The 982-nt window shown below is 56.0% G+C and carries 1 rRNA gene; it reads right to left on the bottom strand.

The window, feature by feature from the left end:
* A 16S ribosomal RNA gene (locus HMPREF2604_RS01180) occupies positions 1-980 on the bottom strand; the annotation flags it as partial.
* Positions 981-982 lie beyond the last annotated feature (2 nt).

Here is a 982-nt window from a genome sequence, read left to right as displayed (position 1 = left end):
GTGTATGTCAAGCCCAGGTAAGGTTCTTCGCGTTGCATCGAATTAATCCACATGCTCCGCCGCTTGTGCGGGCCCCCGTCAATTCCTTTGAGTTTTAGCCTTGCGGCCGTACTCCCCAGGCGGGGCGCTTAATGCGTTAGCTACGGCACAGAAGACGTGGAAGCCCCCTACACCTAGCGCCCACCGTTTACGGCATGGACTACCAGGGTATCTAATCCTGTTTGCTACCCATGCTTTCGCTCCTCAGCGTCAGTAACTGCCCAGAGACCTGCCTTCGCCATCGGTGTTCCTCCTGATATCTGCGCATTTCACCGCTACACCAGGAATTCCAGTCTCCCCTACAGCACTCAAGTTATGCCCGTATCGCCTGCACGCCCGAAGTTAAGCCCCGGAATTTCACAGACGACGCGACAAACCACCTACGAGCTCTTTACGCCCAGTAATTCCGGACAACGCTCGCACCCTACGTATTACCGCGGCTGCTGGCACGTAGTTAGCCGGTGCTTCTTATACAGGTACCGTCACAAAAAGCTTCGTCCCTGTCGAAAGGAGTTTACAACCCGAAGGCCGTCATCCCCCACGCGGCGTCGCTGCATCAGGCTTCCGCCCATTGTGCAATATTCCCCACTGCTGCCTCCCGTAGGAGTCTGGGCCGTATCTCAGTCCCAATGTGGCCGTACACCCTCTCAGGCCGGCTACCCGTCGACGCCTTGGTAGGCCATTACCCCACCAACAAGCTGATAGGCCGCGAGCTCATCTTGCACCGAAAAAACTTTCCAACCACCACACTAAAGGCAGTTCATATCCGGTATTAGACCCAGTTTCCCAAGCTTATCCCAGAGTGCAAGGCAGATCACCCACGTGTTACTCACCCGTTCGCCACTCGAGTACCCCAGCAAGCTGAGGCCTTTCCGTTCGACTTGCATGTGTTAAGCACGCCGCCAGCGTTCGTCCTGAGCCAGGATCAAACTCTCCACAAAAA

It is taken from the genome of Corynebacterium sp. HMSC055A01, from assembly GCF_001809405.1.
Taxonomy (GTDB): domain Bacteria; phylum Actinomycetota; class Actinomycetes; order Mycobacteriales; family Mycobacteriaceae; genus Corynebacterium; species Corynebacterium hesseae.
This window is presented reverse-complemented; position numbering and strand designations above follow the sequence as displayed.